The following is a 16,829-nucleotide window of genomic DNA, read 5'->3' as shown; positions in this document are numbered from 1 at the left end:
ATAGCGAATAGGAGAGATACTGAATGGGTAACCAACATTACGTTATTATCGGAGGCAGTGTCGCCGCCGTCAACGCGGCAAAAGCGATTAGAGATCATGATGATCTGGCCGAAATTTCTATTTACGGGGAGGAAGCATCCTTTCCGTATAACAGAGTCAAACTTTCCAAGGGACTATTCACTGATTTGCACAGCGACAAAATCCTGATCAAAAAGGAAAAATGGTTTGCCAATCAACGAATTCATGTGTATTCCGGCATCAAGATAACCGAGATACATCCAGAGGATTGTACTATCAAAACAATAGATGGACAAACCGTTGCTTATGACAAGCTACTGCTGTGTACAGGAGCTCACAACCGTAAGCTTGTGCTAGATGGGGCTTCTCTAAGGAACGTTCACAATATCCGTTTTCGACAAGATGCGGATCGCCTTAAAGCGGAATTGCGACAGGGAGACCGGATATGTATCATCGGCGGCGGTATTCAAGGCGTGGAAACCGCCTGGTCCTTCCAGCAAGCAGGATATGCTGTAACCATACTGGAAGCTTCGCATCGGCTTATCCCCCGTCAGCTAGATGAAAAGGCCTCCGCTATTTTGACCGATCGGATGACCGAACAGGGTACTCAAGTACTCCTTGGGCAAGGCGTAAAACGTATTAAAGGCACAGATCACGTAGAAGGTGTGGAACTACAGGACGGCTCTGTTATCCCCTGCGAGCATGTCGTGTACTCTATCGGAATTGTACCGAATACGGAGCTTGCTCGCCAAATCGGCCTTGATATTGGACAAGGCATTCTGGTGAATGCGCAGATGGAGACCAGCTCCCCCAATATCTATGCAGCAGGTGATGCAGCCGAATTTCAGAGTAGAGTAGATGGGTTATGGGAAAGCGCAATGGAGCAGGGAAAAATAGCAGGCGCTAATATGGCGGGCGCATCCGTCAGCTATCAGCGTCCCCTCCCTGTAACCCTTTCGAACTGCTATGAATCTCCTCTCTTTTCCATCGGTCTAGTAGATGAACAAGTCTGCGACACCAGCCTGATTACTAAAAATCAAGCTTCTTATACACGTATGTTCATACAAAACGGCTCTATCTGCGGCGTGATTGGCTTTGGAGATGCCCTTGCTTCACTACCATACAAAACAGCCATCATGCAGGGACTCAAACCGGACGCACCAGAGCTTACAAAAATTTTGAATGACAAGGAGAACTAGAGATGAAAAAATATGTATGTCAGCCCTGTGGATACATTTATGATCCTGCTATCGGTGACCCCGATGAAGACGTTATGCTCGGTACAGCGTTTGAGGATCTTCCAGAAGACTGGGTTTGTCCAGTCTGTGGTGAGGATCAAAGTCATTTTGCCCCAATAGATGATACAGAATAACAACCATGCGCTATAACCTGTAGTTTCCGGTTTATGAATGGAGTGAATGAATGTGAATGAGATGTCCTGCCCCTGCCAGTGCGAAAAGGAGCCCTGTGCCCGCAAAGTGCCTATCTTTTCCTCTTTGTCCTGCGAAGATTTGTGTAAGGTCAGCTCCATGATCCGACACCGAAAATATCAGAAAGGCGAGGCCTTGATTGTGGAGGAGCAGGCTTCCGATACGCTGTACATTATTAAAAGCGGGCATGTCAAGCTGCTGAAGATGACGCCTCAGGGCAAGGAGCAAATTCTGCACATTCTGACAACTGGCGATTTTTTTGGCGAGTTGAACATATTTAACAGCGATGAGCTGAGTAACTTTAGTGCGTATGCCTTAAAAGATACTGATATTTGTATGCTCACCAAGGATGATATGGAGCAGTTGATCCGCAACAATCCCGATATCTCTTTGAAGCTGCTCAAAACCATTACTAAACGCTTGGCACATACCGAAAACCTGGCTCAAAGCCTAGCTACCAAAGACCCGGAAATCCGCATCGCCTATATGATTCTTGAGCTTGGACATAAATACGGCAAGCCGGATGGTTCCTACATTAAAATAAACCTCCCCCTTTCACGCGAGGAAATGGCTAATTATGTGGGTGTTACCCGCGAAACCATCAGTCGCAAATTCGGAAAATTTGAACAGCTGGGGATTATTCATAGCAAGGGTACAAGAGAGATTACCATCTGCGATGTACAGAAACTGAACGAATATATGGATTGAGACACATAGATACAATGTTACTCTAACATGAGGACAACAAAAAACCGCTTCTTTAACTTATGGATTGCAGTTGATCTATCAACCACTTCCATTTCGTTAAAGGGCGGTTTTTTAGCATATTTTATACTCCACTAACTATCAATTGTTGTGTTCACACTTGGGGAAGACGCACCCCATATAAGTTTCCCTGAAGGTGACTCCGATGGAAGCATGTCCTTGGGAGGGGCAGTCTCAATCGTGGTCGATTTGGAGCAATCCCACACTACTTTGACCAAATACCCAAACAACAACACATTCAACAATGATGTCACACACAAAATAATACCGTATTGATCCCGAGAGTTGGAGCTATAGAAAATATCGAAGGTGTTTAGGAAAATCGTAAGACTAAATCCACCCGCAAGCCACAAAAATCTGCGGTCTCGTAAATACAGATACGCCAGTACAGCTAACGCGGCCGCAGGGAACAAGTACCGTTCATGCATGCTGGAAGCGAAGGTAAATACACCTGCAATGAGCACCAGTGCAGCTGCCGCTGCAAATTGTGGTTTGCGACTGCGGATATACATCCACCACGTAAACAGAGTCACCAGCACAATGCAGATCATACCCCATGTATGGTAACTGAACAGGAACAATGTTGTAGTGTCCTGCGTATAATTGCCACCGATCAGTGCAAAGAAATTATATGCGTTCACCGAAGCATACGGATACTCGCCGACCGTTCCCTTGTATAGGTCAAGTAGCCATAACGGCTCCTGCCCCCACGAAAATGGTAATATGACCAGAATGGTCGTCACAACAGCACCGCCAATGGACAACAGCCAAGGCTGTATTTTACGTTGTCTCAGCAGCTCAAAGAACAAAACAGGCCCATAAATAATTCCCTGCGGCTTCATCAATACGGCTACCGTAAACAATACGGCTGACCAGCCGACCCGGTTTTCCACAAGCAGCACAATCATGCCCACAATCAGCATAGTAAAGAAAGAATCCACCTGCCCCCAGAAGGTCGAATTGATAAATACAGCTGGGTTAAACACGTAGAATATAGCCAATCCAAGGCTTATTCCATAGCCGACCCGTTTGCTTGCCAACCGGTACAGCATGTACGCTGTCACGATATCGGCTAATATATTGGGAAGCCGCAGCAGTACGGACATGTAGGGACTGAAAGCATCCGTAGAGCCGATTTGACCGATCACATATAAAATATAAATATAGAACGGCGGATAATCACTTGATCCATTCGTGTAAAAGCCCGATAAGCTATCCGCTGCTGTCGTAGCCCAGTTCCGGAATAGCATTAAATCCATATGACCCGAGATCCATGGGGCGATCGCCATTCTTAAAAAGAACCCCACACCCAGCACTGTCCACAGCATCAGTCCCCGATTACGTTCCCCGAGCTTCCATTCACGAGCCCGAAAACGGTATGCAATAAACACGAATGCACCGAAGAACAAAGCGGCGAAAATCGCCAGCGGAGTAGCATAAGCAGATGAGGAGTTCCCACTTCGTCCACCACCCATACCACCGCCAGGACCGCCCATACCAGATCCGTTACCAGACATGCCACCGGGGCCTCTGTGCTGTCCGTCTCTGGCAACACCACTGCCGCCCGAAGACGTATCATTCCCGGCCGTTGTACCTTTGTCACCCGATGTCGATGTTCCCTCAGTGGAGGAGTTGGTAGGTTGCCCCGGTCCTCCCATACCTCCACCAGGTCCGCTTCCTCCTCCGAACCCGCCGGATGGGCCCTGCCTAACAGCCGCAGACTGGGACGCAGAACTACCTGAATAACTCCATAACGAAACGACACTAGCGACAGCACACAATATGAGACTAAATAGAAGTATATATTTCAGACCGTTCGCTTTCCAAACGTTCAAATCCGATGCACCTCTCTCTGTTTCTATTTTCCCATATTGTATCTGCCTTAGCTTAGGACTTTGTGAGTTCTGGCTGAATGTTGGCTGAATACCGAATCATCACACTGAAGTTTGTCGTTCCAGCTCCATAATCGCCCTTTCCAGCTGAGATTGTGGATGCTTCAGCATGTTACCGTGACCGACAGCTAATAAAGATGGATTGAAACTCACCAGCTTTTTGGCGCTTTTCAGCGAAATTCCCTTGTTCCAGGTAGCCAGTGCCGGAAAAGGAAACAGCGGCTTAAGCCTTCCCGATACCGCTATACCACCTCGGGTCTGGAAGGCGTCGCCTGCAATCAACGCACGGGTACGAGTATCCAAAAATGCCATCGAGCCCGGCGTATGTCCTGGTGCGCTGATCGCCAACAGCGAACCTACATGATCCCCATCCTCCAGTAAAACGTCAGGCTGGGTAAGGATATGCTTCGGTACATCGCCTCGAATAGGAGTATCCGGTTCTCCTGCCTCCAACGATACATCGCCCTGTAGCAGCGGTGCGTCCCGCCTTGAAATGAACACTTGCGCGTCAGGATACCTTGCCTTGAGCTTATCCAACGCACCCACATGATCCCCATGGGCATGGGTAAGTACAATTCGAATAATCGGCTGCCCGATCTGCGCCGCAGCCTGCGCTATACCACGGGTACTGTATGGCAATCCGGCATCTACCAAGGTGAGCCCCTCTTTCTCCTCCACCAAATAACAGTTCACTGGGAACAGCCGGGGCATAAACGTCAATTGATACACATGCTGCACCTGAACAATACGCATTTTAGCTCATCTCCTTGTCTTAATTATAAACTAATCATATTAGTATTATAAATAATATAATTAGTTTTAAGCAAATATTTTTGCTGCTATTCAGTTGGAGTTGGAGCTGGAACTGCTACGGGGACGATCATACTGAGAAAACAGCAAAAAGCATCCCCAGGACTCTGCCCCCGGGGATGCCTCTCACAACAAGAATTAACCTTTTCCTCCTGTTATTAATAACGAAGCCTTCTTGGCTATTTCCTCTTTATCAAACGGAGTAATTCCTGATGACCATAAATAACCAGCCTCATGTATGATATTGGCATAAATAGGTACATAAAAACTCTTCTCTGAGTCTGTACATATGTTATCTAAACTTTTCACTAAATATTTTTTCAGCTCAATTAACATTTTTTCTTTCAACAGAGGCGCAAGACTTAAATAGCTACGACGACATTGAATTTTCGGTTGTTGATGAAAGTCACATACTGCTAGAACGAGTTGATTTATGGTGTCCTGATCGAACTCTACTACTCCTAATGTTCGTTTTTCAATGACGTTCGAAGCAGAGTCGTCAATCATGTAATCCAACATTTCGTACTTATCATTAAAATGTGCATAAAATGTAGCACGATTCACTTGGGCCCCTTTTGTTAGATCTGCTATTGTTATCTTTTCAAAATCCTTTCCATTCACTAAATTAACAAAAGCGTTAATCAACGATCTCTTTGTATGTGTCATTCGCATATTTTTTACTTTTGTCCCCACGTTCTGCCCTCCTTATTTGGCACATTTCAATTTTTGTTTCTATAACAACATTCTCATTTAATTGTTGGTTGTTCCATATATTAAGCGGGCTTATACTTACTAAAACAACATATGTTGCTTTAAAATATACCACAAATAAGGAGTTCATATAAGATGAAAACTATTGCAATAATTGGTGCAGGACTCGGGTTAGGTTTATCTATCGCGAAAAAATTCGGGGCGCAAGGGTTTAAGGTAGCTTTAGTTTCTCGTAATCCAGAAAAATTGGAAATCATCACAAATGAACTAAAAAGCCTGAATATTGTAGCGCGCTCTTATGTCGCGGATATTACGGATTTGAACGCTTTAAAACAAGCCTTACTGGCTGCTAAAAAAGACTTAGGCAGTATTGATGTACTCGAATTCAGTCCTTATGCAGGATGGAGTAATTTCACAGATATTTTAGAAACAACGCCCGCAAGCGTCTTGGAACAAGTCAACAGCATTGTGCTTCCTGCAGTTCTATCCGTCAATGAAGTATTGCCTGACATGATCAGCAATGGTTCAGGCGCGATTCTATTTACAACGGGCATATCTGCCATGTTCCCTTTGCCCAGTCTTGGGAATGGTGGTATCGTGATGTCCGGCCTTCGAAACTATGCGACTAACCTGCATAATGAACTGAAAGAAAAAGGAGTTTTTGTAGGACACCTTTCAATCGGCACTTTCATACAAGCTGGTACGGCAGGAGATCCAGATATCATCGCAGAAGCTTGGTACAACTTATACGAGAAAAAGCATAGCTTTGAAGAAACATTCCCAAAAGGAATTGATCCAACCAAGCTGTAAAATTATTAAAGCGAGAAGATGACCATGGATGGCCGTCTTCTCGCTTTTTTGTCATTTATAAGCGTCCTCTGTGCAACAACTTCATCCGTAATTACAGCCGGATTGCCTCAGCAATAGGCGTACTGCCAGACACCAGATTAATTGCACGTTGATACGTCTGCTGTTCCTCCAGCGCTGCTACCACCGCTGCCGCCACATCTTCACGAGAAATGGTGTGGCTGGTGAGCTCCTCACCGGTAGCAACTTTGCCGGTGCCCACATCATCCGTCAGGCCACCCGGACGAAGAATCGTGTAGTCTAGGTTGCTCGCTTCCAACAGGCGGTCAGCGTAATGCTTCGCCACATAATACGGTTTAATGGATTCGGGCCACTGCTCCCGATTCTCCGCACTTAGGGCGCTGACCATAACGAAGCGTTGGATACCTGCTTGTTCGGCGGCTTCCATCGCCTTGACCGCTCCATCCAAGTCGATAAGCAGCGTTTTATCAGCTCCTGTTTTCCCGCCGGAGCCTGCTGTGAATACGACAGCATCGCTGCCTTTTATAGCTGCGGCAATTTCACCAACCGTCCCTTCGAGGTCAGCTACCACCGTTTCTGCTCCCAAACGTTCAAGCGCTTCGGCCTGATCCGAATTTCGGATCAACGCCTTTACGCGATGCGATTCATTTTGCCCCAATAGACGGACAAGATGTCTGCCTACTTTTCCATTTGCACCAATCACCAGTACGTTCACTCATACCCCTCCTGTATTCGCAGTCTCTCATCTACATTATACAGATGTATTTTACCCTTCGGGTCTGCGACGCAATCATGTTAGCTGCATCAGGTTGAAATCAGACTTCTTTGGTAAGCTCGACATCTCGCTTTTGCCGCACACGCAGACCTGCCAAAAAGGTAGCCATCATCACCTCAATACTCCGGTCCACCTCCACAGGTAAACCAAAGCCGCCCTTTTGTTCAAGCGAGGCGAATCCATGAAGCAGACTACGGAATCCCCTCGCTGCATGAATGCAATCTTCTTCCTTGAAGCCATAACCACTGGACAGGACGGTAATGACCAGCTCGGCCACGCGATCCGCAGCCTGCCTCATTTCGGTATCATTTCGATCTGTTGCATACAGCATCGCTTCATACAAACCGGGTCGCTCCCGAGCATACCGCATATACGCCTTCCCCATAGCGGTCAGCGCATCTTCGCCCGCTCTACCCACCGCTGCGCTCATCAAAGCTTCCTCCAACTGTTCGAGGCTGTGCAATGCCAGTACTTGGCGCAGTCCGTTCAATCCGTTCACGTGGTTATACAAGGACGGAGGGCGAATGTGGAGTTTTTGAGCCAGCGTGGTGAGCGTGACATCCCCCATCCCTTGTTCATTGGCAATGTCCTCGGCAGCCCGCAGGATATCTTGCAACTTTACTCCGTTTCTAGGCGACATCATCCTGTCTCCTTTCATCGAATTTCTATGTAATCCGGTTCCTTATACCTATACAGAATTGATCCAGATTCTATTTTAACTAATCCTGTTAGTTTATACAAAGAAGATGCCGTTTACAACAGCCGGCCTGCATTGAACCTTTATAGAAGAGCATAGCAGTCATTACTGATATAATAAAAAAATAAGATCATAGAACGGACCTGATCCCTTTCTCGATCCCCTACAAAGGAGCTAGCTATATCTATGGAATCCAAGCCACTTCCAGCTATTGAATTCAATCACATTATCAAATATTTCGCCGGGTCTGGACAGCAACGTGCTGTTCTGAACGGGATTACGGCAAAAGTTTCCCCCGGCAAAATCACCACGTTGGTCGGTCCATCGGGGTCTGGTAAAAGCACGTCGCTTTCACTGTGCAACCTCCTAATGACACCGGATGAAGGGGACATCCGTGTCCTCGGCAAACCGATATCGGAGTGGGAGATCCCTGAACTAAGACGGAGAGTAGCATTGGTTTTTCAGGATGCCCCCATGCTTCAGGGAACTGTCCTGTACAATCTCCAAACCGTAGAACGGCTGCACGGTACAGTGCTGGATGATCCTGCCGGCCTGTTGGAACGCGTAGGACTCACCCACGATCTGTTGGAACAAAAGGCCCAGGAACTGTCCGGTGGACAAAGACAGCGCTTGGCCTTGGCGCGGACGCTCGCGAACCGCCCGGATATTTTACTGCTGGATGAGATTACTTCTGCACTGGACCCCGCCTCGGTCAAAGAGGTTGAGGAACTGCTGCTGCAAATGAACAAAGAAGAGGGAACAACGATGATCTGGATTACGCATCATATGGAACAAGCCCGCAGGGTAGGCCACGAGACATGGCTGATGATCGACGGAAGACTAGTAGAACAAGCGGATACGGAGACGTTTTTTAATGCTCCGCAGCATAGTGAGACCCGCAGGTTTGTAGCAGGAGAATGGGTATGACGATTGTTGCCTTGATTCTCTCTCTCGGTTTTGTATTTATCGCCATCGTCATGTCCAAATCCTTCAAACTCGGTCTGGACCGAGACATTATCATCGCCACAATCAGAGCGTCGATTCAACTGCTGGCGATTGGATATGTATTACATTTAATTTTTGGGATGCAAAGCTACGGATTTATCGTATTATTCATTCTGCTCATGATTACCGTAGCCTCACAAAATGTTGCGCGCAAAGGACGATTTATCCCCGGTCTCATGTGGAAGTCATTCCTGACGCTGCTGTGTGTGGAAATCGTTACGCAGGCGTTCCTGATTGGCCTGCATATTATTCCGGCGACAGCCCGATATATGATTCCGATTAGCGGCATGATCATTGGCAGCTCCATGATTTTGTCCAGCCTGCTGGTGTCCCGGCTCAAGTCGGAAGTTCTGCTGCGCAAGCCTGAAATCATGCTCATTCTGGCGCTAGGCGGCACGCCTAGACAAGCCATCTTCCCTATACTCAAGGATTGCATACGTTCCAGTATGATTCCAACCATCGAGGGGCAAAAAACGCTGGGGCTTGTCCAGCTTCCCGGCATGATGACCGGACAAATCATCGCAGGTGCCAATCCGATTGCCGCCGTGCGTTTGCAATTGCTAATCGTATTTACTACCATGACCTCTGCTATTTTGACCAGCGTGCTGCTCAGCTTGTTCATTTATCCGGCATTATTTACCCGCCAGCAACAATTGAACACAGAAGCATGGGAACGCTGATCGAGGCGGATATATCCAGTTATTTACCAGCTTCTATAAAAAAGTAGACATGTTTAATTCCTGACATGAAGGTTAATAGATACACGAACACGCTTTACTAAAATTCGATGAGGAGTGATTGAACATGGCTAACAACAACCAAAATGGCAAACTGAGTCGCGAAGAAGCAGGACGTTTAGGTGGAGAAGCTACTGCTAAAAATCACGACAAAGAATTTTATCAGGAGATTGGCGAAAAAGGTGGCGAAGCCACTTCCAAAAACCATGACAAGGACTTCTATCAAGAAATCGGACGCAAGGGCGGTGAAGCCCGTGGCAATTCAGACCAGAGTGATAGCGACGGGAAAATGAGCAGGGAAGAAGCAGGCCGCAAAGGCGGCGAGGCCCGCGCCCGTCAGCGTAGAAATAACTGACAATAGGGAGTATGTGGTTGGTGCAATTGCAATGTAGAGGCACAGACTGCGTATAAACACGAAGTATAGTGGACGTTTATGTTATAAAAGCCTATCTGCCGTTGTTTTGGCAGATAGGCTTTTTGTGTGAAAGTTACTTTCGTCAACCGATCATACACCTTACAATATACATAAACAGGTTAATTAACCAATCATACATAAAATGAAAGAATGGATTATAGGAGGTTTGCGCGAATGTTGATTACAAAGAATAAAACGGCTGCAACTATTTTAAGAATTATATTTTTTTCACTGATTTTCAGCTGGATTTATTATTATTCAGGTCATCACTCAGCAGAAACCGCTAAATTAGTTAAAACTACAGATGATTACTTGGTCATACAGAGAGATGCTTCTAACGGAGGTGAATATAAAGAATTATATATTTCCTCAAAGTCTGTGATCCCTCCTCTGGTTATAGGCAAACAATATTATTTCGTATCTGATCAAAGGTACTTTCAACGCCCATATATCCGTTATGTAGAGGAGTAAAATAGAACAAGACAACAAGGACTAACATAGCCCTTGACTAAAGCTTCATGAATAATACAAAAGAGTGCATGCAACTCAAGTCAAATATTCCTGTATTCCGGCTGTTAAGATGGAGTCGAAAGGAGGGAACCCTCGTGTACGAATGGAACGAAATGGTCCAGCTCATGATCGATTGGATTGATAATAATCTTACTTCAGCACCTTCGTTGTTGAGAATGTCCGATCAGTTAGGCTACTCCCCTTACTACTGTACAAAACAGTTTCATTCTCTTACAGGAATGACGTTAAGGGATTATGTGTGGATGCGCCGGATTAGCCGTGCTGCACTGGAACTCCGGGATAGCAATGTCCGCATCCTCGATGTTGCAGTAAAGTATGGGTTTTCTTCACAGGAGGCTTTTACACGGGCATTTGTAAAAGCGTTTGAGGTAACTCCGGCTGTATACCAGAAGGAGCCCCGACCTATCCCGTTAGCCATTCGCGTTGAGGTGTTCTCTCCTTATCATTACCATTTGAAGGAGCGGGATAAGATGGTTAAGGATCATTTGCAAGAAGCTGAAGTCAAAATCGAGCGTATACCAGCACACAAATTTATTGGAATTTGGGATACTTCTTCACGAAACTACGGTGATTTCTGGAGAAACGGTCACAATTGTGATGAAATTTGCGGAACATTGGAAAGCATGTCTCATCTCAAGCTTCCCGAACAATTGGGCCAAACTGCGGGCTGGTTCTATCAGGATGGTCAGAAGGGCTATCTCTATGGAATACCGGTCGCCGCTGACTACGCCGGAGAGATTCCCGCAGGAATGAAGTGCCGGGACATCCCCGAATCAGATTACCTGGTGTTTTTTCACCCGCCCTTTAATTATTTAAAAAACAATGGAGACGTTATGAGAATGGTGGAGGAGAAGGCTTGGAACTTTGACCCTAGCAGCCTGGGGTATGAATGGGATGAGGAAACGAAGCAGGATTATCAGCGACATTTCCCAGAAGGATACGGCTACGCAGTGTTACGTCCAGTGAAAAAAGTGTAGAGAAAAAGAATCCGAAGAAGCCGCTACGATCAGGATGCTGTTCATCGTCTTGCTAAAGTCTGTTGAAAAATAATAACAGTCTATTACTAACGGGTCCCATTTTGAGGTGCAATACACATCGAATTGACATTGTGGACACAATACGATGTAAATATAGAATAAACCGATCACTGAATCATACAGTTGTCGGTTTATTCTTGATCAGTATTTTTATTTTGCAAGTAACTATCAATGATTTTAACCCAATCCGGTAACAACGCCACATGGTGTTTTATCGTTTCACTATCTGATTCCAATACAATCACGCCATCTGAGCTGCTGTTGTCAATGACAATTAAATGATCGATAAGTTTAAGATGTAAGAGAAGATTGTCCAGTGAGGTCTGATGCCGTCTTATAATATCAGCGGTATCAATGTGGTGACCCCCATTTCGAACTCGTGCAGCAACTCGCTCGATATTAAGACGATAATCACCAAGGCCCACATAAAACATAATAACTTCAAAGCCCTTTTCTTTTGCCACTCGCATTTGTCGAATCACATTGCCACCAGCAAGTGTCGTCTCTACAGTAAAATCTCGTTTATTTCTTATACAATCCCGCGCTAGCTTAATCGCTTCCTTTCCTGCCGATACTTTGTGTCGATCAGGGTTTTCACGATCAATCCCTCGCGCTAACGCATCTGGATCGATATTAACACTTACACCAAGTTTATCAACGATTAGATTACGAATTGTACTCTTACCACTTCCGTTGTTTCCTGCGAATACAAACATAGTAGCAAACGGCTCACTCATGATAAAATATCCTGTTCTTTAATTCGTTCGACTTGACCATTACTGTACTCTTTAACAAATTGACCATCCGGCGTTTTGTAGACAATATATGTGCCATTTGCTTTAGCGTCCAGTTTTGCTCTATCTCCAGTTAGTTTGATTAGCTTGCCTAGATCGTGTGTACGATTCATTCAGTCATCACCATCCCATACAATTCATATATCGAGAGTATATCACAAATCGAAAAGTCTGAAAGAATCCAGCGTCACTCAAAACCACACGAATACCGTACGTCTAAAAATCGTGACAAGTAAATAGGATCGAAATATCGTTCTTTTTAATACATTTTAATAAATAAATTTGGAATAAATGCTACTTCCAGCTTTTTGATTCGTCTATAACAACAAATACACTTGCGGAGGTATAGGCAATGAAATCTTTTCGTTTTTGGCTGGTCCTACTCTCATGTCTAGTTATTACTGTAAATATTACGGGGTATGACGACTACAATATACTATTAGCTATTATTAGTCCGTTGGTTTGGATGTATGAATCATTTCGATTTGTGCGAGAGGCAGACATCCCCATAGCCATTGTTTACTTCACTACACTAGTTTTCTGGTATCTCATTGGATACGCCTTGGACCGTTTGATTAGAAAATTGAAAAATTAAAATCACTTGAAATTATCTTCCAAAATATTATCTACCTTCTCAGGCTCGTACTCGACCGTTCTGTAGTCAGGAGATGAAGGAATCATATTGATCACAACATTTCTCATTTGTAGCTTGTACTTTCCTTCCTCAAAAGCAAGAACATGCTTAATGGAAGGTAACTCCATATCCTCATACTTCGTTATCGACGAAACAACAATCTTGGAAGGGTTAGAATCATCCACAGACACGATACGATAATCAATCGGTGTTCCCTGAGCTTTTAGAAAGTTAAGCCGTGCCTGTTCTGTTTTAAAGCGATAATCATCAGACAGTGAAAGCATCTTATCGTAATCCCGACTCATAGAAGCGTTCATATATTCTGAAAATGTCGAGACAGCAGCCTCTTTGGGCTTATCGGGAAGTTTATAAGGTTCCTTATCCCCTCCAAAACCTGTAGCAATTACAGTCAAAATCCCTCCGAGGACAACCAAGCAAGCCAACTTATTACGCGATACAAGCCTCAATAAATAAAACCCCCTTTGTTGTAAATTTTACCACCTATTTTCAACGTATCTCAACTTAAAAAGCCACTGTAAAACGCAGTATAACTTTTTGTAAAACCCCATTCATTTAAATCCAAAGCCATTCTTTTAATATAATTTTATTTTAACGTTAATACTCACTGAACACCTTTGTTACCTTATGTAATGTCGCCTTCCCATCCTGTAAACTAAGTTCCATCAAGCGATAACCGCTGGATCATAGAGAGGATGAGATATTTATGAGTTTGGATAATAGAGTTTTTGCGATACAAGCTGGTCTGGACGGACGTGTAAATGCAGTTATAGATCAAACCCTTGCCAAGAAGCGCCTGGTCGGCGCAGTCGTCATGATATATATGGATGGTTCACCCGTGTATGTCCGAGCGGCGGGGCTGGCTGATCGAGAAGAACAACGTCCTATGCATGAGGAGGCTTTATTTCGGCTTTCTTCTGTATCCAAACCGATTGTATCGACTGCGGCTTTGGTTTTGGCAGCCCAAGGATTGATTAAGCTCGATGAATCTATTGAACGCTGGTTGCCCGATTTTCGCCCCCGATTAATCAGTGGTGAGCAGCCCTCCATTACAGTACGCCAATTGCTGACACATACTGCCGGGTTGACCTATGGCTTTTTAGAGGAAGAAGGTGGCGGTTTCTATCATCGTGCAGGCGTATCAGATGGCATGGATTTTTCAAATCTTACGCTGGAAGAGAACTTGCAACGTTTGGCTTCTGTGCCTCTGTTATATACACCGGGTAAAGCATGGGGATATTCGATTGCTACTGATGTGCTAGGCGCGATCATTAGCCGTGTATGTGGCACAACCCTTGATGCAGCTGTTAAAAAGCTCGTTACAGAACCTCTCGATATGCACGACACCAGTTTCGCGGTCGCGGATGCTGGACGGCTTGCGGCTCCTTATGTCAACGATATATCAGAACCCCGGCGGATGCGTGAGCTTGAGGTTGCGCAGGTTTTTGAAGGCACCGCAGGACTTCGTTTTCAGCCTGCACGAGCCTTTGATTCCACGGCTTTCCACTCTGGTGGCTCGGGTATGATTGGCAGCGCAAAAGATTTCATGCGGCTGCTGGAAACACTGCGAAACGGCGGCAATCCGTTACTTTCAGAGGAATGGGTCCGTGAAATGGGCACCATCCAGACCGGGAACCTTCCCTTGGCAGGCTGGCCGGGGCGGGGCTTTGGACTAGGATTCACCGTACTCCAAAATCCCGACGAAAGTGGAACAGCAGAATCACCCGGAACGTGGCGACTCGGAGGAGCTTATGGCCATTCGTGGTTCGTTGATCCCACACTAAGACTTAGTGTGGTCGCCTTTACCAATACAGCATTCGAAGGGATGTCAGGTCCGTTTACAACTGAGCTTTGCCAAGCCATTTACGGTAGCTCAAATAGGGTCTAATAAAGTGGGGGTTACATGTTTATGGTCTACAGGCGAGGACAGGACAATTAACGTGGTAGAGTGCCCGTGCTTTCCACACTCATCCCCGAACTGCTCCAGCTTGAGCATAGACTCAACCATGACTTTCAGTAAGTAATTTTGCTCACCGCTGATTCTATGGCATTCAATGACTTCGGGTGCAGATTGGCAAAACTCAACAAATGAATTGCATTGATTCGTATGCACGAGCACGTGAGCCATGATCGGCTTTCCAACTTTCTCATGTGAAACTATGGCACGATACCCGGCGATAATACCTTTATCCTCCATGCGCCGCACTCTTTCCGTTACGGCAGGCTGGGAAAGCCCAACCTCCTTACCCAGCTCGGTCATGGAGATACGCGCCTGGTTTTGTAGACACAACAAAATTTTATGATCCACTTGATCCATCAAATCCATCTCCTTAAGTCCAAGGTAATATTACAAAAACACAATTATTATTATGTATTATTCCGAATATTGCCTTATTATTTTATGATTTAATGAAATATTAGCACGCAAAATCAAGGACGTAAAGCAGGAAGAAGTGGAGAAGGAATGAAACTAATGAAATATAGTAAGCCCCTGCTTTTCATTGCGCTTGGCCTATTTGGTGTATACACGATCGAGTTCGGTGTGGTTGGCATTTTGCCAGTCATCATTGAACGTTTTCATATTACGGCAGCCCAGGCCGGGTTTCTTGTCAGTTCATTTGCATTGATCATCGCGCTGTTCGGTCCCTTCATGGTGCTATGGATGTCCAGGTTTAACCGCAAGCGAATCATGACAATGTCGTTGTTTGTTTTTGCCATAACAAGCTTGCTGTCAGCCTATACATCCAACTTTTATCTACTAGTCATTTTACGTATCATTCCGGCTCTGTTTCACCCGGTGTATTTCTCGCTTGCCTTTGTCGCTGCCACTGCGTTGTATCCCCCGGAAAAAGCAACGCAAGCTTCTGCCAAAGCCTTTCTCGGCACGAGCATGGGAATGGTACTCGGTATTCCAATTACAGCCTATATCGCCAATCAATTTTCATATGAGGCCTCCTTCTGGTTTACTGCGGTAGCGAATGGGATTGCAGGGATCGGTATTTTATTTATGCTGCCGGATACACGACAAGCCGAAATGTCCTCCTATCGGAAGCAGCTTGGCATTTTGCGTAAGGTATCGCTGTGGCTCAATATCGGGGCGGCTACTTTTATTTTTGCAGCCATGTTCTCGGTGTATAGCTATTCTGCCGAATATTTGGGGCAAAATACAGGGATGAGCAGCAATGTTATCAGCTTTCTGCTTATTATTTTCGGCATCGGCGGAATGCTCGGCAATCTGTTGGCTGGCAAGCTCATGGGCTTGCATAAGGTACGCACCGCTCTTTTTCATCCAGTAGCCTTGGGGGGCACCTATTTGCTGTTGTACGGGATCAGTTCCTCATTTATCCCTACGCTCTTCATCATTATCGTGTGGGGGGCCGTTCATACCAGCGGACTGATTGTCGCCCAGATTTGGGTGATTGATGAGGCCAAAGAAGCTCCCGCGTTTGCCAACAGTCTTTATATCTCGTTTATTAACCTAGGGGTCTCACTGGGCTCGCTGGTAGGGGGGTGGTTTATGGTCAGAGCGGGGATTCATGGGACGCTGTGGAGCGGTTTGCTGTTCGCCATGCTGGCGATGGTATGCATCGGGTCTAAAGTGATTTACCCACGTATTTTGCGAAAATATAAAGGGTTAGATGTGCAAAGCTAAAGAGTTGCAAGAGGCAAGCCTGTTATCATAAAAAAACCGGTTCAACACTTTGTATGGTGTTGAACCGGTTTTTGTTTAAA

The 16,829-nt window shown here is 45.5% G+C and carries 20 protein-coding genes; 11 read left to right on the top strand and 9 right to left on the bottom strand.

The window, feature by feature from the left end; translation table 11 throughout:
* Positions 1-23: 23 nt before the first annotated feature.
* The 3 genes from NLX82_RS14355 (at position 24) to NLX82_RS14345 (ending at position 2,156) form a co-directional block, all read left to right on the top strand.
* Positions 24-1,217, top strand: a complete 1,194-nt coding sequence (locus NLX82_RS14355; RefSeq protein ID WP_254348362.1) for an NAD(P)/FAD-dependent oxidoreductase — start codon at positions 24-26, stop codon at positions 1,215-1,217.
* A 2-nt stretch (positions 1,218-1,219) separates the two neighbouring features.
* Positions 1,220-1,390 carry a rubredoxin gene (gene rd / locus NLX82_RS14350; RefSeq protein WP_254348360.1) on the top strand — a complete coding sequence of 57 codons (171 nt, stop codon included), beginning with the start codon at positions 1,220-1,222 and terminating at the stop codon, positions 1,388-1,390.
* Positions 1,391-1,451: 61 nt separating this feature from the next.
* Positions 1,452-2,156 (top strand): Crp/Fnr family transcriptional regulator, encoded by a 705-nt coding sequence (locus NLX82_RS14345; RefSeq protein ID WP_048481570.1) that lies wholly within the window; start codon positions 1,452-1,454, stop codon positions 2,154-2,156.
* Between the two features lie 131 nt (positions 2,157-2,287).
* On the opposite strand, the gene NLX82_RS14340 is transcribed toward NLX82_RS14345, so the two are convergent.
* From NLX82_RS14340 to NLX82_RS14330, 3 genes are all read right to left on the bottom strand, one after another.
* A complete protein-coding gene (locus NLX82_RS14340; protein ID WP_023990920.1) occupies positions 2,288-4,048 on the bottom strand; it encodes a glycosyltransferase 87 family protein in 1,761 nt (586 codons plus the stop codon).
* Positions 4,049-4,147: 99 nt separating this feature from the next.
* The gene (locus NLX82_RS14335; protein WP_023990921.1) at positions 4,148-4,858 is read right to left on the bottom strand and encodes an MBL fold metallo-hydrolase; all 711 of its coding nucleotides are present in this window, start codon (positions 4,856-4,858) and stop codon (positions 4,148-4,150) included.
* Positions 4,859-5,053: 195 nt separating this feature from the next.
* Positions 5,054-5,608 carry a TetR/AcrR family transcriptional regulator gene (locus tag NLX82_RS14330; protein WP_068939100.1) on the bottom strand — a complete coding sequence of 185 codons (555 nt, stop codon included), beginning with the start codon at positions 5,606-5,608 and terminating at the stop codon, positions 5,054-5,056.
* A 153-nt stretch (positions 5,609-5,761) separates the two neighbouring features.
* Here NLX82_RS14330 and NLX82_RS14325 point away from each other — a divergent pair, with 153 nt between their 5' ends.
* Positions 5,762-6,436, top strand: coding sequence for an SDR family NAD(P)-dependent oxidoreductase (locus tag NLX82_RS14325; protein ID WP_028540839.1), 675 nt, complete (start codon positions 5,762-5,764; stop codon positions 6,434-6,436).
* Between the two features lie 91 nt (positions 6,437-6,527).
* On the opposite strand, the gene NLX82_RS14320 is transcribed toward NLX82_RS14325, so the two are convergent.
* Entirely contained in the window at positions 6,528-7,169 is a 642-nt protein-coding gene (locus tag NLX82_RS14320) for an SDR family oxidoreductase (protein ID WP_068939102.1), read from the bottom strand.
* A 100-nt stretch (positions 7,170-7,269) separates the two neighbouring features.
* Positions 7,270-7,869 (bottom strand): TetR/AcrR family transcriptional regulator, encoded by a 600-nt coding sequence (locus NLX82_RS14315; protein ID WP_053326378.1) that lies wholly within the window; start codon positions 7,867-7,869, stop codon positions 7,270-7,272.
* Positions 7,870-8,112: 243 nt separating this feature from the next.
* On the opposite strand from NLX82_RS14315, the gene NLX82_RS14310 reads away from it, so the two are divergent.
* The 5 genes from NLX82_RS14310 to NLX82_RS14290 all read left to right on the top strand — a co-directional run bounded on the left by NLX82_RS14310 (position 8,113) and on the right by NLX82_RS14290 (position 11,591).
* Complete coding sequence (locus NLX82_RS14310; RefSeq protein WP_254348358.1) at positions 8,113-8,853, top strand: ABC transporter ATP-binding protein; 741 nt, start codon at positions 8,113-8,115, stop codon at positions 8,851-8,853.
* The gene (locus NLX82_RS14305; protein ID WP_023990927.1) at positions 8,850-9,611 is read left to right on the top strand and encodes an ABC transporter permease; all 762 of its coding nucleotides are present in this window, start codon (positions 8,850-8,852) and stop codon (positions 9,609-9,611) included. Before NLX82_RS14310 ends, NLX82_RS14305 begins: the two co-directional genes overlap by 4 nt.
* A 124-nt stretch (positions 9,612-9,735) precedes the next feature.
* The gene (locus tag NLX82_RS14300; protein ID WP_068939104.1) at positions 9,736-10,023 is read left to right on the top strand and encodes a KGG domain-containing protein; all 288 of its coding nucleotides are present in this window, start codon (positions 9,736-9,738) and stop codon (positions 10,021-10,023) included.
* Positions 10,024-10,257: 234 nt separating this feature from the next.
* The gene (locus NLX82_RS14295) at positions 10,258-10,554 is read left to right on the top strand and encodes a hypothetical protein (protein ID WP_023990929.1); all 297 of its coding nucleotides are present in this window, start codon (positions 10,258-10,260) and stop codon (positions 10,552-10,554) included.
* A 134-nt stretch (positions 10,555-10,688) separates the two neighbouring features.
* Positions 10,689-11,591 (top strand): AraC family transcriptional regulator, encoded by a 903-nt coding sequence (locus NLX82_RS14290; RefSeq protein WP_023990930.1) that lies wholly within the window; start codon positions 10,689-10,691, stop codon positions 11,589-11,591.
* 191 nt (positions 11,592-11,782) lie between these two features.
* Here the strand turns inward: NLX82_RS14290 and NLX82_RS14285 are convergent, their stop codons facing one another.
* The 3 genes from NLX82_RS14285 to NLX82_RS14275 all read right to left on the bottom strand — a co-directional run bounded on the left by NLX82_RS14285 (position 11,783) and on the right by NLX82_RS14275 (position 13,546).
* Complete coding sequence (locus tag NLX82_RS14285) at positions 11,783-12,388, bottom strand: ATPase (protein WP_028540845.1); 606 nt, start codon at positions 12,386-12,388, stop codon at positions 11,783-11,785.
* Positions 12,385-12,558 (bottom strand): hypothetical protein, encoded by a 174-nt coding sequence (locus tag NLX82_RS14280; protein WP_023990932.1) that lies wholly within the window; start codon positions 12,556-12,558, stop codon positions 12,385-12,387. The genes NLX82_RS14285 and NLX82_RS14280 overlap by 4 nt, the downstream gene beginning before the upstream one ends.
* Positions 12,559-13,042: 484 nt before the next feature.
* On the bottom strand, positions 13,043-13,546 hold the full coding sequence (locus NLX82_RS14275; protein ID WP_023990934.1) for a hypothetical protein: 504 nt from the start codon (positions 13,544-13,546) through the stop codon (positions 13,043-13,045).
* A gap of 257 nt (positions 13,547-13,803) precedes the next feature.
* Here NLX82_RS14275 and NLX82_RS14270 point away from each other — a divergent pair, with 257 nt between their 5' ends.
* Entirely contained in the window at positions 13,804-14,985 is a 1,182-nt protein-coding gene (locus tag NLX82_RS14270) for a serine hydrolase domain-containing protein (RefSeq protein WP_075154923.1), read from the top strand.
* On the opposite strand, the gene NLX82_RS14265 is transcribed toward NLX82_RS14270, so the two are convergent.
* The gene (locus NLX82_RS14265; RefSeq protein ID WP_028540848.1) at positions 14,971-15,414 is read right to left on the bottom strand and encodes an Lrp/AsnC family transcriptional regulator; all 444 of its coding nucleotides are present in this window, start codon (positions 15,412-15,414) and stop codon (positions 14,971-14,973) included. The genes NLX82_RS14270 and NLX82_RS14265 overlap by 15 nt on opposite strands.
* A 147-nt stretch (positions 15,415-15,561) precedes the next feature.
* Between NLX82_RS14265 and NLX82_RS14260 the strand changes: the two genes are divergently transcribed.
* The gene (locus NLX82_RS14260; protein WP_254348357.1) at positions 15,562-16,749 is read left to right on the top strand and encodes an MFS transporter; all 1,188 of its coding nucleotides are present in this window, start codon (positions 15,562-15,564) and stop codon (positions 16,747-16,749) included.
* Positions 16,750-16,829: the final 80 nt, after the last annotated feature.

Origin of the sequence: Paenibacillus sp. A3M_27_13, assembly GCF_024213315.1 — a bacterium.
Classification (GTDB): Bacteria; Bacillota; Bacilli; order Paenibacillales; family Paenibacillaceae; genus Paenibacillus; species Paenibacillus polymyxa_B.
This window is presented reverse-complemented; position numbering and strand designations above follow the sequence as displayed.

Coding starts and splice junctions, on each gene's coding strand:
- NLX82_RS14355 (WP_254348362.1), top strand. CDS start 24: ATGGGTAACCAACATTACGTTATTATCGGAGGCAGTGTCGCCGCCGTC.
- rd (WP_254348360.1), top strand. CDS start 1,220: ATGAAAAAATATGTATGTCAGCCCTGTGGATACATTTATGATCCTGCT.
- NLX82_RS14345 (WP_048481570.1), top strand. CDS start 1,452: ATGTCCTGCCCCTGCCAGTGCGAAAAGGAGCCCTGTGCCCGCAAAGTG.
- NLX82_RS14335 (WP_023990921.1), bottom strand. CDS start 4,858: ATGCGTATTGTTCAGGTGCAGCATGTGTATCAATTGACGTTTATGCCC.
- NLX82_RS14325 (WP_028540839.1), top strand. CDS start 5,762: ATGAAAACTATTGCAATAATTGGTGCAGGACTCGGGTTAGGTTTATCT.
- NLX82_RS14315 (WP_053326378.1), bottom strand. CDS start 7,869: ATGTCGCCTAGAAACGGAGTAAAGTTGCAAGATATCCTGCGGGCTGCC.
- NLX82_RS14310 (WP_254348358.1), top strand. CDS start 8,113: ATGGAATCCAAGCCACTTCCAGCTATTGAATTCAATCACATTATCAAA.
- NLX82_RS14305 (WP_023990927.1), top strand. CDS start 8,850: ATGACGATTGTTGCCTTGATTCTCTCTCTCGGTTTTGTATTTATCGCC.
- NLX82_RS14300 (WP_068939104.1), top strand. CDS start 9,736: ATGGCTAACAACAACCAAAATGGCAAACTGAGTCGCGAAGAAGCAGGA.
- NLX82_RS14295 (WP_023990929.1), top strand. CDS start 10,258: ATGTTGATTACAAAGAATAAAACGGCTGCAACTATTTTAAGAATTATA.
- NLX82_RS14285 (WP_028540845.1), bottom strand. CDS start 12,388: ATGAGTGAGCCGTTTGCTACTATGTTTGTATTCGCAGGAAACAACGGA.
- NLX82_RS14280 (WP_023990932.1), bottom strand. CDS start 12,558: ATGAATCGTACACACGATCTAGGCAAGCTAATCAAACTAACTGGAGAT.
- NLX82_RS14270 (WP_075154923.1), top strand. CDS start 13,804: ATGAGTTTGGATAATAGAGTTTTTGCGATACAAGCTGGTCTGGACGGA.
- NLX82_RS14265 (WP_028540848.1), bottom strand. CDS start 15,414: ATGGATCAAGTGGATCATAAAATTTTGTTGTGTCTACAAAACCAGGCG.
- NLX82_RS14260 (WP_254348357.1), top strand. CDS start 15,562: ATGAAACTAATGAAATATAGTAAGCCCCTGCTTTTCATTGCGCTTGGC.